The following is a 16,096-nucleotide window of genomic DNA, read 5'->3' as shown; positions in this document are numbered from 1 at the left end:
ACTCATAAAAGAATGAAAACACTGAAATACGCCGGACGCTTCCTGATGCGTTCAAAATCATATACTATTATCAATCTCTTGGGACTGGCGTTCAGCCTGGCCTGCTGCATCATCCTGATGCGGTATATTTACCGGGAGCTGACTGTAGACACACACTGCATCGACCGTGAAAACATATATGGGGTACATGTCAATATGGAAGGCAGTGAATCATTGACCGGCATCAGGCAAATCAACTATGATACCGTCAACATAGACAAACAGTCCATTGGAGCGATAGCCACCTACATACCGCTGGAACAGGATTACATTCAATTGGAAACCAACCGCTATACAGCAAGATGCCTTGTAACGGACAGTGTGTTTTTCCAATTCTTCCACTATCCCGTGATACATGGAAACACATCGCTGAAAACTCCTCAGTCGGCATTATTGACAGAAGCTTTTGCACGCAAGATTTTTGGAAATGAAAACCCGATAGGTAAAGTTTTCCGCTATTCCAATGGCAAAAACATAACCGTGGAAGGCGTTATCGGAGAACCGAAGTGCAAAAGCAGTATCCGGTTTGACGTAGTGCTCTCATCCACTTTGTCCAACGATTGGGAACGTATGAATATCGAACTTTATCATTTCCTGCCCGGCACGGATATGGAAGCGATGAACAGACTGGGCAGCAAACCCAGATACTTAAATAATCCTCAATACGACTCACGGATGTACACTTTCTCGTTCATTCCCCTAAAGGATATTTACTGGAATGGTTCACTGACTGACGACCTCCCATCCATGTTTCTTTCGGGAAGCCGCCAACATATCACCATCCTATGCGGTGTATGTATATTACTGCTGCTCACGGGTATACTCAATTTTATTAATATCTATTTGGTAGCCATGCTCCGACGCGGAAAGGAATATGGTCTGAAAAAAGTATTCGGCGCACGCGGCAAAACCCTGTTCGCCCAAATATGGACAGAAAACTTTATACTGGTGCTTGCTTCCCTTTTGGTGGCATGGTTCATCATCGAACTGACTTCGTTGCCTATAGAACACCTGTTCGGTTATCACAGTTCATATACACTGTTTGACGGTATTCTATCGGCAGGCATTCTACTGATACTTCCGTTATTCACATCTATTTATCCTTACATAAAGTATAACTACGGTTCTCCCATTCAGTCTATTCGCTCCATCGGTTGGGGAAACCGTTCCGTACGCTCGCGGATGTTTTTCCTTTTCGTACAATACATTGTCACCTTCCTATTGGTGATACTCTCCCTTTATTTCAACCGCCAATTGGATGTACTGCTACATACCGAACCGGGATTCCGTACCAAGGATATTATGATAGCCAATTTAGTTTATGAATCGAAAGATTTCAGAAGTTATACTCCCGAAAGTATCATGCAACGACGTCAGCGTATCATGCAACTGGATAATGAACTGGCTTCCTGTCCATTCATCGAGCTTTTTGAACCTAGTCGCGAGGATATTCTCGCTCCCGTCTACAAGACGCATTTTATCAATAACAAAGGAGAAAAAAAACTGATTGCCGTCCGCTATGCCACTCCCACTTTCTTTAAGCTCTATGGCATAAAGATAATAGAAGGCAGACTGCCCGAAGCTGATTCTCAAGACCGGAGAACCTTTCTGGTAGCCAACCGCGCCGCCATGAAAGCATTGGGCTACACTTCATTGGAAGAAACCGGTGTGGTAGAAGAAAATCAAAAAAGAGCTAACGCCAATGCATCTTTGCGACCGATTGACGCCATTGTGGAAGATTATTTTGACGGACATCTCACATTAGGTACTCAACCGATTCTATACACTGTCAGTACGAGAAGCAACGGCGACCTTTACCAAATAGCATATACGCCGGGCAAAAAGAAAGAGCTGGTAGAATTTCTGCACCAGCTGGAGAACAAAGTATATGGCAGTGAAGACTTTACCTATACTTTACTGGAAGATGACGTGAAAGCCATGTATGCCGAAGATTGCCAGACCGCAATGATTTATTCTATCTTCGCATCCATCGCCATCATTGTATCGGCACTCGGTTTGTTCGGCATTTCACTATTTGACATTCGCCAACGCTATCGTGAAATTGCCATCCGAAAAGTAAACGGTGCAAGTACGCGTGAACTTTATCTGCTACTATTCCGTAAATATACCTTATCATTGATGAGCGCTTTTGCCATAGCCATCCCCCTGTCCTGCTTCCTCATCTATAAGTACACACAGGATTTTGCCGTGAAAGCTCCTGTCAGTATCAGTATCTTTATAATCGCTTTATTGCTAGTGGCAGTTATTTCGTTGGGAACTCTGACATGGCAAATACACAAAGCCGCCAACATAGACCCTGCCAAAATCATGAAATCAGAATAATCAATCATAAATTAAAATCATGCTTCAACACTATATAAAAACGGCCTTTCGCCATCTGCTAAAATATAAGACACAAAACCTGATATCCATTCTCGGATTGTCTGTAGGCATTTTATGCTTCAGTATCTGCCTCTATTGCAGCCGGTTCATCTACTCTGTCGACCAATGCTTCATCAACAAAGAACGCATTACCAATATAAATCTCTATACCCCGGACGGCGTCATATATTCGGGTATTCCTGCCAGGTTAATAGAGAGCCTGCGCCAAACACCGGTTGACGAAGCAGAAGATTACACTTTCGTCGCCTACCCCAATCAACGCAGTTACAATGTAGAAACAACCGAAGGGAAAGAAGTGCCCTATGAAGACTTATACACCATGGAAGTAGATTCTTCCTACTGCAACATATTCACGCCCCAAATAGTGCAAGGCTCATGGAAGACGGCTTCGCATACGCCCAACTCCGTGATACTGACCCGCTCACTGGCACGGAAAATATTCGGTGCGGACGAGAGCCCGATTGGAAAACGGATGATACTGGCACAACGATTATCCACCTCACCCGCCACCACCCCACGAACGGGAGGTATCGCCTATACCATACAAGCCGTGATAGAAGATATTCCACTCAATACCAGCTTGAGCTTTCTACAACAAGTTGATATGCTTGTCCTGAACGATAGTGAAGGTATATTACAGTTTGAACATAATAATAACATGACAGGCGGCTGGGGTTTCGCCCTTCTCCGTCCGGGCAAAACACCCACCCAACTAGAGGCACGTTTTCGGGCAATGAACCTGAAACATACAATGTTCAAACAAGAGAACGATGTGACAGCTTCACCTTTCGGGAAAAATTTCCGGGAAAAATCCATCGCCCCTTATTTTGCAGGAATCACATTCGTCATCGGTCTGCTGATTTTACTGACCGGCTTGCTCAACTTCTTCCAATTCCTGACAGGCAGTTACCTGAACCGTTCACATGAGTTCGGCATACGCAAAGCGACAGGAAGCGGGAACCGGCAATTATTCGGGTTGCTCTTTACTCAAGCTGTTCTAGTCTCATTGATTGCTTTCCTATTCACTTTCAGTCTGATAGAAATACTCAGTCCGTTTCTGTCATTTTCGCTTTTCGACTTCACCTTGCTGGTGGAACGAAACTTGCTACTGACACAGACCACAGAATATATGGCAGGTATTCTTCTGCTATGTCTATTACTGTGTCTGATAACCGTATGGCGGATTAAATATATTTCCATACAGACAGGCATTCGCGGCAGCAACCCCAAACGAAGTCGCCACAGTGTACGTAATGTCCTTCTGGGTATTCAATTTTTTATCTGTTGGCTATTCGTCGTGTTTACGGCAGCTCTGTATCTGCAAGCCGACAAGACCGGAAGTACCCTATTCCATACGCTGACGGAAAAAGAAAAATCCGAAATCATCAGTATCCCATTGGATTGCCGTTTTATGAAGAACGACGAAAAACTTGCTTTGATAGAACGTATCAGCCGCCATCCCTCCATTACAGACAAGTTGCCGGCAGACATAAATTATCTGAATGGTCTTTCGGGTACAGGCATGTATACAGAGAAAGGGAATCGAGACAGCTATATAGAAGTCAACATTATGAACATATCAAGCAACTTCTTCGAATTTATGAACATCCCCATCCTTAGCGGACATACTTTAAAAACAGATGAACAGATGGTGGCAGACCATAAACTGGTAGAACACATGGGAAAAGACCTATTGGGAATGACACTATACAACTATGAAGACGGATATACCGTATGCGGTATTTGTTCCGACTTCATTGCAGATACCTACAACCAGAGTCAGGGCTTCATCTTTTTGCCCTGCAAATTCAACGACTATGTAGGCCATTGCTATATGAAATGCAAACCGGGCCGTGTGGAAGAAGTAAAAAGCTTCATAGAAGCAACATTGAAAGAAAGTTTTCCCCCGAGCATACAACCCCGGATTTCTACTTTACTAGAGGATATACATCAGGCACAAGCCATTGAAAACAAAATGAAAGGCATTATTCTGTTCTTCTCCTTTGTCAGCCTGATTATCACTTTATTGGGTGTTTACTCGGCTATTACCCTGGACACGGAACGCAGACAAAAGGAAGTGGCTATCCGCAAAGTGAACGGTGCCGGACTAAAACAGATTATCTTGTTGTTTGCCCGTATGTACATTTACCTGCTGGCATTTTCTGCCATCGTAGCCTTCCCCCTCTGCTATATCATATTGCAACTATGGAAAAAGATGTATATTGTATTTTTCAATGACGGACCATTGTTTTGGATTGCAATTTTTATGGGAGTAGCCGCCATTACTATACTAACCATTATTTTCCGCATTCTGAAGATTGCAAAGAGCAATCCTGCTGAAGTAATTAAAAACGAATAAAAAACAAACACAACAATGACAATACATTATTTAAAGGTAGCATTAAGAAATCTGCTGAAATATAAAGTTCAGACAATAGTCAGTATTCTAGGATTGGCTGTAGGCTTTGGATGCTTTGCATTATCACTTTACTGGATACACTATGAAACGACTTATGATAATTTTCGGAAAGATGCAGACCGTATTTATATGGTACGTACAAATGACGAATATGCAGAAGGGAAAATATCGCCACGCGTGCCTTATGCACTCGGTGACTACTTGACAGAACATTTCCCCGAAATAGAAATTGCAGCACCTTTTCATGTCGCTCCAACAAAAGTGGCCATAAATAATCAATATCAGGATATTTCATTCTCATCAGCAGACAGCGCATGGATGAGCTTGATGAATATACAAATCATAAAAGGTAATCGCAACTTCATGCTACCGACAGACAATGCCGAAATAGCTATCACCGAGGAAGCTGCAAAGAAATGGTTCGGCAACGAGAATCCATTGGGGAAAAAAGTGAAAATGTCAACACGTGCAAAGAATATTTGTGCCGTTGTCCGTGCAGAGCACACGCATACTTGTTTTCCTTTCGAGCTGATAGGCAATCCGGAAATAGGCAGGACTTGGTGGTATATTAATTGGAATATGTTGATTAAAGTAAAGCCGAACACCAATATTCAAGAATTGGAAGCCAAGATTAATACCAATTTGCCTCCTGAATTACAACAAGTCACGTCTACGAGAAAGACCGGTATCGAACGGATTATTCTTACTCCACTTTCGCAATTGCATTATGCCAAAGATTTCCGTAACGATAAAAAAGCGGGTATCACCTTTGATTACATTATCTATTTCTCCATAGCAGGTATTCTGATTATTGCGTGTGCATTAATCAATTATCTTACATTATTCGTCAATCGCATGAGAGTACGCCAACGCGAAATGGCTCTGCGAATGATACATGGGGCCAATATACATTCACTTGTTTCCTTGCTTACAGTAGAATTTCTGCTTCTCTTGATATGTGCTGTCACCACCGGGTTTCTACTGATAGAAATATTCCTGTCGTCTTTTATCGAACTAACAGGAATAGATGCACCGAAAGTTGCCTTATATGGAGAAGCATTTCTCTTTATCTGCCTCGTCTCTTTTATCATTCTGACAGCCATCATTGGACTTTTGTATGTATTATATCATCGTTCACTACATCGCTCATTACAACATAATGCCGGAAGGAAGGCGGGTTCTTTATTGCGTAAAGGAAGTATCGTATTACAACTATTTGTTTGCTTATCTTTTATCGGATGCACGGTACAGATCAATCGGCAATTGAATTATCTGCGCCAACGCGATTTGGGTATGAATTTCCACAACATAGGAAGTTTTTCCATTTCCGGGGACATAGATTACACAGCAATATATAAAAAGATAAAAAACCTGCCCATGGTCACCGAAATTATGCAACCCGATTATTGTCCCATACTTTTAAAGTGGGTAGCAATTGCCCAGTGGAATAATTGGGAAGGACTGGATACGCCACTTGAAAGACCTATACCCGTCAATATATACTTAGGTAAAGAAGAGTTTTTCCGTTTTTATGACATCAACTTGCTTGCAGGCAAATGGCTTAATGACTTCTCGACCTTCGAGGATATCATTATCAATGAATCATTGGCACGCAAAATGGGCTGGAGTCCTCAGGAAGCTATCGGCAAACATATTAAATCCTATATAACTTATACCATTGTAGGCGTAGTGAAAGACTGTCATTATGTGGCACCTACTCTGCCTATTCCCAACACTGGTTTTGTAGTAGGCGAACAAATGGGATTGATGGAACGAAGTGCCGGTATTTTATTTAAGTATAAAGAAGGAACTTGGAACCAATGTCGGCAGGCACTCGAAACAATTTATCAAACGGAGTGTCCTACAGACAAAGACTTATATATGGGCAGCGAGCAAGAAGTATACAACAATTACCTCCGTTCTGAAGATATGCTGGCGCGTTTACTCAGTTTCGCGTCTATAATATGTGTGCTTACCGCCATGTTCGGCATTTACTCATTGGTGACTCTCACTTGTGAACAACGACGCAAAGAAATAGCCATACGTAAAGTCAATGGTGCAACGGTATGGAGTATTCTATTATTATTTTTCCGCGAATACTTAGGGATGCTTTGTCTTTCCGCACTTTTTGCGTTCCCCATAACCTACATTATCATCAAGCATTGGATAGAAAATTATGTCCGTCAGGTCAATATCAATCCATTGTCCTTCGTCCTTATTTTTATCGGACTGGCATTGATAATAATAACAGGAATAAGTTGGCGTGTATGGACAGCAGCCAATGAGAATCCTGCTGAAGTAATTAAAAACGAATAAAAAACAAGCACAACAATGACAATACATTATTTAAAGGTAGCATTAAGAAATCTGCTGAAATATAAAGTTCACAGCTTTATATCGGTTATCTGTCTGGCAATAGGTATCACCTGTTTCAGCCTGATGAATTATTTTATTGATGCCGTAACCGCGCAGACAGATCTGCCGGATTATGAGCATCGCATCAGACTGGTCTGCTGTTCGGAAGATACCGCAGCCGATATCTATTGGAAATGGGATGACATCCGTTATTTGGATGAGCAATCCATAACAGGCATGGACAGCCTTGTAACAGCTTCCTACTCTCGCGATACCGAAATCACAGTCATCGACAAAAACCAGCAGGAACTGCCTTTCCTCATCAAGTACCAATGTGTCTCATCCTCCTTCTTCCCCTATAATGCCATTCGTCCGGTCAGTGGAAAAAGTAGACTCGATGCCCCCGATGAAGTCATTATCTCTCAGGAATTCGCCCACAAAGCGTTTGGAAAAGAAGACCCGACAGGCATGATTATCCACCTTGTACCGACCTATAAAGAATATCCCGAACAGATAAGGGATTACAAGATTGTCGGTGTAGTAACCAGCCAAGACACCGATTGCTACTTTCCCTTATCCATGGACCCATATGCTTCATTCAGTGTCGGCACTTTCCTTACAGGAGAAACCACGCTGGAAACCTTGAACAAGCAACTAGAAAAAATAACCTGGCGGCATGGGGAGTGGAATGTACATGCATACGCCAGCCTGACATCGGCACGCAACGATGATTTGCAAAGAAGCATCGCCATGCTGCTTTTCCGCTTTGTCGGTTCACTTATCCTGCTGTCGGGACTTATCAATTTCCTGAAATTCATTATCCAGATGTTTTATAACCGGCAACGTGAACTGGCTCTACGCAAATGCCTCGGATCAGATATCAAGGGACTATTCTCCCTGCTCTTTGCCGAAATATTCTGGATGATGTCCGCTGCCTTCCTCCTCTCATTGGTCGTAACAGAGGTAGTGGTGTCTCTGGCGTATACTTATATCCCCCAAGAAGACATGATTCCCTTGCCTATGCCAAAGATATACGGCATGCAACTGGGCCTGTACATCGTATTGCTACTGGTATGTATGTCCGTCATAATGTACCCCATTTACCGGTTGCGACAATTGAGCATCATTCACTATATCGTGCAAAAGCGGGAACGGCACGTATTCCGCAACATCATGATAAGTGTACAGCTGGCTATCTCCATTTTCTTTGTAGGCGGCGTGTTCGGAATCACACTCATCTTTAACCAAATGTTCGATAAAATGTACAGCCCATTATCTTCCGAGGAAGAACAACAAATTGTATCCCTGTCGGTGAACAGTATCCGTATGCGGCAGAACATGGACGCCATCCTTTCAGACATCAGCCGTCTGCCTGATGTCACAGACCGGATATCCCTTTCACGCTCCTTCGACATCCAATCATTCACCTATATGAATTACATCAAAAACGGGCGTCCTCAGGGACAAGTACTCATGACTACCGGAGATCCGCACTATTTCGAATTCTTCAAGATTCCGATGGAAGGAAAGTTAGTGGACAGGAATGAGCAGGGAACAGTATACGTCAGCGAACAGTTTAAGGAACAATTACAAAAGGACAGCATAGAAGGCAGCGTCACACTGAGCGGCAATGAATATCGCATAGCCGGTACTTTTCGTGCATTATATAAGGAAGGCGGGCAAAGAAATCTGTCCGGTTCCGTGTTTTTAGTAAACCCCTATCCTTCCTCTTATTACTTCAAGACCTCCGGCTCCGACGCTACCTCAAACGTAATCAAAGCGATAACGGAAGTCTGCCGCCGCTATGTTCCTGCTACATTACCACTGGATATCCGCAATTTCAGTGACTCCAAACAAACCGTTATGGGCACTGTGAATCTGATGCGAAGTGTGTTCATGTTATTGGCTGTCGTCAGTCTGCTGCTGGTGGTGCTCAGTATTTATTCCGCCATCTCTATGGATACGGTCAGCCGACAGAAAGAAGTCGCCATCCGGAAAATAAACGGAGCTACCCCTAACGTCATCGCCCTGTTGTTTGCCAAGACTTACTTAATTATTTATATTCTCACCTTCTGTAGTGTCTATCCCATACTTAGACTGACTCTGATGGAGTTGACATCAGAAACTACTTTCGGGGATATTTACAGTTGGGATAAAGGAGCATTGCTATTCCTTGCCATCGCCCTGCTGATATTCTTAGTAACGGTTTACAAAATATATGAGATAATGCATCTGAACCCGGCCAATATCGTAAAAAAGGAATAATAGAAGCGTCCATCGTGCGCTATCGCACGCGAATAGTGCAAAAACGCACGATGGACATATACAGACAGGCCTATTATATCATTCATTATCAAGCAAATAACTCTCAGGCATAGTTATTGTATATTATCATAAAAGAACAAACACTTAAAAACCGCTTTATGATTAAACACCTCTTGACTGTTACCTTCCGTAACATGACAAAACAGAAAGGACGGAGCATCATATCTGTGCTTTGCATCACAGCAGGGCTGTTGTGTTTCAGCATCTGCCATTATTATAGCACCATTATGAGCCGAGGTAATAAACTCTTGGACACTTACGAACGTATGGCAGTCATTCGGGGCAAAAACAATCCCAACATGTACATGGGATTTAGTCTTGACAAAATAAAAGAATTGGGGAACGAAGAGATACTAGGCATGGCATTTTTCACTAATGGAACCACAAACTTTAAAACACAATCGGATGCTGTCTACCGTATATCTGCCACTTTCTGTAACCATGACTATTTTCTGGTTTTTCCTCCAAAACTCATTGAAGGAAGTCTGGAAGAGTTCGATAAACGACCGGAAATCATTGTCGTAACCAAAAACTTCATCCGGAGATACGCCGATGCCGGTACTACTATCGGTTCCTCCGTCACACTCAATAAAACAACTTATACCATAGGGGCCATCATAGAATCTTATCCGGCAGGAATGAACAACTATATCACTTCCTATGATTTGTTCATCCCATCCTCCGAATCATACGGCGATAAAGTCCTGCTACTTGGGAAGCCTTCGGATATAGAAATCATAAACAAACGTCTGGCATTACTTGATTGGGAGGGATACCAGACCACCCCCCAATGCTATTTGATGAGCCAGCTGCCTCAAACGTCAGGCCTGGAACTGTATATCAGTATCATCGGACTGATTATCCTGATTGTTGCATTGACTAATTATTTCTCATTCAGCATCAGCTCTTTTGTCAACCGCTCACACGAATTGGCTCTCAGACAATGCCTGGGAGGAAAAAGCAGCAACATCTTTGGATTGTTATTCATTGAGCAATTCATCATCCTGACGTTAAGTTGCATACTTACGCTTGCCTTGTCTGAAAGCCTGCTGCCTGCTTTCATCGACAGTCTGAGCTATAATATCCGCCGGGAACTGGAAATCGACATTCCTTTCCTGTTAATAAGCGAAATAAAATATACCGTTCTCATTTGGGGAACCTCATTCCTTTTATGCTATATCTCTGTCACCAGAATCATCCGCCACATGCACCGCAAAGGACTAAGCGGAAGAGCCGGAAAAGGAAAACATCTATTACGTAATATCTCGTTAGGATTGCAGTTTTTCTTTTCGTTCCTTTTCCTTTTCGGGATTGCAGGAATATATTTCCAAATGCAAAGTTACTCCAACAGCACCACCCCCCTACTGACAGATGAAGAAAAACAGAACCTTATTATCATTCCCACCTATTCGTATGATAATAAGTTAAATAAAGAATTAACAGAAGTCTGTGACTATTTCCGCTCTAAAAGTTGGTGCGAATCACTATCTTTATTCTGCTTTAACACTATGAATATAAAGAAAGAGTATGTCATAGTCAATCAAGTGACAGAAGAATTCCTAGACCAAATGAAAATAGAGAAATACCATAAACCGGGAGAAAAGTTCGCTTATATCACACCCACCATTGATACTGAAATAAGAAGTGACAGTAGCTTTCAAACCATCCGGTTCAGAAAGGAATTGGAATACCCCATCAAGGGACAATGCCATATATTCCCTCAACCCAAATATGGAACTTCTTATTTAACAGTGCTGCCGTTTGAGAATAAACACGAACCCGACAAAATCATCCTGCAACTGAAGCAAGGGGCAAACCGCAAGCAAGCCCTGCAGGAGATAAAGAAAAAAATAAATACTTATTACCCGGCAAATGCCACGTATGAAGCAACAACGCTTTACGATGAACAAGTAGGAGAATTGAATGTCTTGCGAAATCTTTTCATCGTCTGCGCCATCATATCACTACTCATTACCATTCTGGGAATCTATCACTCTATACAGATAGATACGGAGCGCCGACAAAAAGAAGTAGCTATCCGAAAAGTGAATGGAGCCCACATCAGCGATATCTATTGGTTGTTTGGCAAAAGCTATGTGACACTTTATCTGATAGCAATGATATTGGCCATACCAATCTGTCTCTTTCTGATGATTATGGCAGACAGTATGATAAAGTTCGACTATGGACATCCGATGTTATGGAGTATCCCAATGTTTGTTGCCGCTATGGTAATCATACTGACCATCAGTTGGCGCATTTATAGGATAGCCCGCATCAATCCGGCAGAGATTATCAAAAACGAATGATATAATAACATTTAAAAATAGAACAATTATGATTAAGACAGTAAACTTACAAAAAATCTTCAAGACAGAAGAAGTTGAAACATGGGCACTGAATAATGTCAGTCTGGAAATTAAAGAAGGTGAATTCGTAGCCATTATGGGCCCTTCAGGTTGTGGCAAATCTACCTTATTGAATATTCTCGGATTATTGGACAACCCCTCGGGAGGCGAATATTACCTGAACGGCACAGATGTGTCTAAATTTACCGAAGCACAACGTACCAACCTCCGCAAAGGTGTCATCGGTTTCGTTTTTCAAAGTTTCAACCTGATAGACGAATTAAACGTTTACGAAAATATTGAGCTACCCCTGCTTTACATGGGTATTCCGGCTTCCGAACGCAAACAAAGAGTAGAAGAAGCCATGAACCGTATGGCTATCGCCCACCGTGTAAAACATTTCCCACAACAACTCTCCGGAGGTCAGCAACAGCGTGTAGCCATTGCCCGCGCAGTAGTGGCAAATCCTAAATTGATTCTTGCCGATGAGCCTACCGGTAACTTGGATTCAAAAAACGGTAAAGAGGTTATGGAGCTTCTGACAGAACTGAACAAGGAAGGAACAACCATCGTCATGGTAACCCACTCCCAGCATGATTCAGGTTATGCGGGAAGAACAATCAACCTGTTTGACGGACAGGTGGTCAATGAAGTAAAAATCTAAGTTGTGTCTTTAAGGTACAGATAGCACGGAAATCACGGAATAAAAGAGTATTCATATTTCCGTGTAATTCTGTATCTAAAAAGAAACTCCTGACAGTTAAATTATCAGCCTATGAAAAAATATTATCTATTAATATTGCTCGGAATCTGTTTTATCAGTTGTAAAAATCAGAATCCATTGCCCGATATGCAATTAGGCGCTCTGACAGATTATGATATAGAGGCATTTGATACATCCCCAAGGTATTTTAAAGATTATCAGACTTACTATCTGGAAGGTACTGCAAATTTATCTTCTCGTGAGGCTGTCCGAGAATTAACTCGTCATCATGACCGTATCTATAGCCTGGCAGACGGACGACTATATGTCCATCACCATAAAACCGGAAAGAGACTGCATATATTCGACTCTGTCCCCACCTCTTTCCGTTCATTTGATATAGACACTATCCGGCAACGAATCTATGCTTTAGACCATAAACAGATTGTTTGCTATGACACTATTGGCAACAGACTTTCCACATTCTCCTTGAAAAACCATTCAAAGAACGAACGGCTGGCCGTCATCGGCAACGGTGGTCATCTTTTGCTCACCACCATGACATACCCACAGCCTGAAATATACCACATAGACTACGAGAACCGGAAACAAATTCCGCTGCGCAGCCCCAATAAGAAAACAGAGATTTACACTGACACACTGGATGCTCCCCTCTCCATCATCGGACACAGCAAAAGAGGCACCTATTATAAATACATAAATAATGACACTTTGTTCCTCGTTACTCCTCAAGGACTGATTCCCATGTATGACTGCCACATGAAGAAAGCATCAAAAAGCGATTTTAAAATGCGCTTGCTTTCTTTAGATGAAACAGATGAATACTGGATTCCCCGATATCGTACCTCAGTAGTCGTGAAAGGAAAACATTATAGATGCACTGAGGCCGGATTTATCACCAAAAGCTTTCAACCTATAGAAATTCCTTATAACTTCGGTCATATCAATCCCGAGAAACGGGGTGCCACCTGCTGGATAGGCAAATATCCTTTCTTCATGAGCAAAGATTGCCGTGACATTCTGCAAATCAACTCTACTGAATTGGACAGCATCTACTTTTTGCCGGAGGAACTACAGACAAGAAAAGCCTCCAATGATTTAATCTTAAATGTTCTGAACCTAAAAGATAAAAAGAAATGAACACCATTGCCACATTTAAAATCATCTTCCGCAGTTGGTGGAGAAATAAACTGTTTATTCTCATCTCTCTCATCAGCCTGACAGTGGGGCTCGGATGTACCAACCTGCTTGTCACTTTCTTTATTCACGAGTATAACATCGAACAGCAGACACCCGACCGGCAGCTCATCTTCGCACTGCGGCAAGACTCTCCGATGGAAGAAGGTGTAAAGGTATCCTACGTCGATGCGAACACTGCCGAACAGATAAAGGAAAAGTATGCAGAAATAACAGATATACTCCGTCTGAACGGAATGAATGCGAATGTCTGTAAATACAATGAAATAAAATATGAACACCCGTTATTTATATGTGCAGACTCTACATTAAATAAGTTTTTTCATTACACCGCTTTGGAAGGCAATCTTAGCACAGTATTGACAACCCCGGACAAAATAGCCATCAGCGAGACCTTTGCCCGTAAACTATTTCACGGTCATAGCGGCATAGGAGAAATGATTGAGATTATTGACGCGAATGGTGAGATACAAAAATATGAAGTAGGTGCTATTCTGAAAGAACGCCCACAATCATTCCTGCATTTCGACTTGTTAACCGGCATAACAGGAGAGTTTTGGGGAGGCCCAACTCTTCTAAAGCTACACCCCGGTGCTTCCGCATCGCTCTTACAAGAGAAAATAAGAGAGGATAAAATACCGACTCTCACTTCCGGAAACACACAGTATTACGTAGATGCTCTCAAAAGCCTGTATTTTAATACCAACAAAAACAGCAGGCAACAAGAGCTGTCCTATTTCCAGCAAAGCGATGTACCTTTACTCTACATCGGCCTGATATCAGCTCTGCTGGTACTTGCCATCGCCTGTTTCAACTATACCAACCTGAGCCTGTCACGCACCCTGCAACAGATAAAAATGATACATATCGAGAAACTGATGGGAGCTCAACTGAAAGAAATCCGCAAACAGTTATTCTACGATGCAACGCTCACCGTATTATTGGCATTTCTGTTTTCCTTGTTACTTATCAATGACTTACTACCGTGGTTCAATGAATTACTGTCGGCGCATCTGTCCCTTTCCTTCTTCTTCAGCTGGCAGGTCTTGCCATTGCTTTTAGCATTTGTTTCTGCCATGGCAGTGATACCCGGATTATATATCAGCCGGAAACTTTCCCGCCAAACCTTGAGTGAGTACAGCCACAATTACACCGGAAGAAAAAAGCAACAACAGATATGGATACTAGTCACCTTGCAGTTCATCTTTTCCATCGGATTAGTTTACGCCACAACAATGGCACAAGCCCAAATGGATTTGTTGAAGTCTCGTGCCCACCTCTATGAAAATACCATCGAACTAAATGGGAAAAGCCCCTTCTATAAGGAACTGAAAAAAATCAACGGAATAGAATCAATATCTTTATCCAGAAGCTCTGTACTGAATGCGTGGATGCGCGAACTTCCCATACAACAGCCGGATGGCAGCGTGAAACATTATTATATAATACAAATTCCAACGGACACAACATTCCTTTCAACCATGCACATACGCCAACTGGCGGGTGTGTCACCGGCTAAAGCATATCAGGAATACTCCCATCCGGTATTTATCAACGAGAGCTATGCCCACATATTGAACATTGATGCTTCAAAAATAGGACATAACCTCCGTGAATTTGACGCATTTGCCGATAGCCTGAGCGTATTGGCCGGTATCATAGAAAGTTTCCCTTTCAATTCGCTGAAAGAAGAAATTGCAGGACAAACAATATCTTTTGTACCCGAAAGTAACCTGACCAGATACGGCATGTTTATACAGGCCAGACTACATCCTGAAACACGCCGGGAAACGCTGGCACAAATAAATAAGCTATGGGAGAAAATGTGCGACGGAAGAGAGTTTCAGTATACAGACATGCACCAAAAGTTTATGCAACGGAACAAGATGATTATAACTCTGTCAAAAATTCTGATAAGCTACTCACTCATAGCACTGGTGCTTACCTGCTTCGGGCTGTTCGGTATCTCATGGTATGCAGTCCGTCACCGCACCCGTGAAATAGCCATCCGCAAAGTGCATGGTGCCTTAAACCGACAGATAGTGTGGGCGTTGAACCGTTCTTTTCTATGGCAGATTTTGATAGCATACGCCATCGCCATTCCCCTCGTGTGGTGGCTTATGGAGCATTGGTTGGAACAGTTTGCCTACCGGACTTCCGCTACGTGGTGGAGTTTTATCTTCCCGCTTATTCTAGTTATGGTTATCACAGGCATTACGGTGACCATACACAGTTATCGCGCTGCCCGCAGCAACCCTGTCGAAAGCCTCAAAACCGAATGATGCA

The 16,096-nt window shown here is 42.5% G+C and carries 8 protein-coding genes; all 8 read left to right on the top strand.

Annotated elements, in window-relative coordinates; genetic code table 11:
* The first annotated feature begins 12 nt into the window (after positions 1-12).
* The 8 genes from QYT14_RS05460 (at position 13) to QYT14_RS05425 (ending at position 16,092) form a co-directional block, all read left to right on the top strand.
* Entirely contained in the window at positions 13-2,382 is a 2,370-nt protein-coding gene (locus tag QYT14_RS05460; protein ID WP_288324388.1) for an ABC transporter permease, read from the top strand.
* A gap of 19 nt (positions 2,383-2,401) precedes the next feature.
* Entirely contained in the window at positions 2,402-4,801 is a 2,400-nt protein-coding gene (locus QYT14_RS05455) for an FtsX-like permease family protein (RefSeq protein WP_288324387.1), read from the top strand.
* A 15-nt stretch (positions 4,802-4,816) separates the two neighbouring features.
* Complete coding sequence (locus tag QYT14_RS05450; protein ID WP_288324386.1) at positions 4,817-7,177, top strand: ABC transporter permease; 2,361 nt, start codon at positions 4,817-4,819, stop codon at positions 7,175-7,177.
* A gap of 15 nt (positions 7,178-7,192) precedes the next feature.
* Positions 7,193-9,481, top strand: coding sequence for an ABC transporter permease (locus QYT14_RS05445; protein ID WP_288324385.1), 2,289 nt, complete (start codon positions 7,193-7,195; stop codon positions 9,479-9,481).
* A gap of 158 nt (positions 9,482-9,639) precedes the next feature.
* Complete coding sequence (locus QYT14_RS05440) at positions 9,640-11,850, top strand: ABC transporter permease (protein ID WP_288324384.1); 2,211 nt, start codon at positions 9,640-9,642, stop codon at positions 11,848-11,850.
* A gap of 28 nt (positions 11,851-11,878) precedes the next feature.
* Entirely contained in the window at positions 11,879-12,553 is a 675-nt protein-coding gene (locus QYT14_RS05435; protein WP_237037840.1) for an ABC transporter ATP-binding protein, read from the top strand.
* Between the two features lie 111 nt (positions 12,554-12,664).
* Positions 12,665-13,753 (top strand): hypothetical protein, encoded by a 1,089-nt coding sequence (locus QYT14_RS05430; protein WP_288324383.1) that lies wholly within the window; start codon positions 12,665-12,667, stop codon positions 13,751-13,753.
* Positions 13,750-16,092, top strand: a complete 2,343-nt coding sequence (locus QYT14_RS05425; RefSeq protein WP_288324382.1) for an ABC transporter permease — start codon at positions 13,750-13,752, stop codon at positions 16,090-16,092. Before QYT14_RS05430 ends, QYT14_RS05425 begins: the two co-directional genes overlap by 4 nt.
* Positions 16,093-16,096 lie beyond the last annotated feature (4 nt).

This window comes from uncultured Phocaeicola sp., from assembly GCF_948499155.1.
Classification (GTDB): Bacteria; Bacteroidota; Bacteroidia; order Bacteroidales; family Bacteroidaceae; genus Phocaeicola; species Phocaeicola faecalis.
This window is presented reverse-complemented; position numbering and strand designations above follow the sequence as displayed.

Excerpts from the sequence above, each read along its gene's own strand:
- QYT14_RS05440 (WP_288324384.1), top strand. The coding sequence starts at position 9,640 with ATGATTAAACACCTCTTGACTGTTACCTTCCGTAACATGACAAAACAG.
- QYT14_RS05435 (WP_237037840.1), top strand. The coding sequence starts at position 11,879 with ATGATTAAGACAGTAAACTTACAAAAAATCTTCAAGACAGAAGAAGTT.
- QYT14_RS05455 (WP_288324387.1), top strand. The coding sequence starts at position 2,402 with ATGCTTCAACACTATATAAAAACGGCCTTTCGCCATCTGCTAAAATAT.
- QYT14_RS05425 (WP_288324382.1), top strand. The coding sequence starts at position 13,750 with ATGAACACCATTGCCACATTTAAAATCATCTTCCGCAGTTGGTGGAGA.
- QYT14_RS05450 (WP_288324386.1), top strand. The coding sequence starts at position 4,817 with ATGACAATACATTATTTAAAGGTAGCATTAAGAAATCTGCTGAAATAT.
- QYT14_RS05445 (WP_288324385.1), top strand. The coding sequence starts at position 7,193 with ATGACAATACATTATTTAAAGGTAGCATTAAGAAATCTGCTGAAATAT.
- QYT14_RS05430 (WP_288324383.1), top strand. The coding sequence starts at position 12,665 with ATGAAAAAATATTATCTATTAATATTGCTCGGAATCTGTTTTATCAGT.
- QYT14_RS05460 (WP_288324388.1), top strand. The coding sequence starts at position 13 with ATGAAAACACTGAAATACGCCGGACGCTTCCTGATGCGTTCAAAATCA.